Raw genomic sequence first — 436 nt, forward strand, 5'->3', positions numbered from 1 at the left:
CCGATGCCCATCGCAGGCAGACGCTCAGCAACCGCGAGTTCGCCGAACAGCGTCAGGCCACCCGCAACGCGTCATGGGCGTCACCCCCGGACTGGCGGCGGGGCCCACACCTCAGTGACAACAGCTGCAGCACCTGCCACGCCTGACACATCGGCAGTCCGGGGCGACGGATGTCGGATCCGAGGCGGGTGGCCGGTTCGAGAGCTACGGCGGCTGCGCCCAGCAGCCCCGACACGCCATTCCCTAGCGGGTGCCGTCCACCCGGCGCCACGTGGCCACCGGCCCCGGGTCCCGGTCGTCCTCGGGGGTGACCCAGAAGGCCTTCCCGAGCTCGGCGCTGAACTGGGCGCCCGTCCGTCCGTCGCCGGACGACCGGCCGGTCAGACGCCGACCGATCCATGGAGCCAGATGACGGCGTGCGAAGCGGAGGTCGTCG

1 protein-coding gene is annotated in these 436 nt (G+C 72.2%); it reads right to left on the reverse strand.

Annotation, left to right across the window (positions count from 1 at the left end; translation table 11 throughout):
* Positions 1–243 precede the first annotated feature (243 nt).
* The coding region (locus tag AC1DYK_RS35845; protein WP_478170593.1) for a hypothetical protein at positions 244–436 on the reverse strand (193 nt) is incomplete at its 5' end.

It is taken from the genome of Variovorax sp. P2_H12 (genome assembly GCF_056403395.1).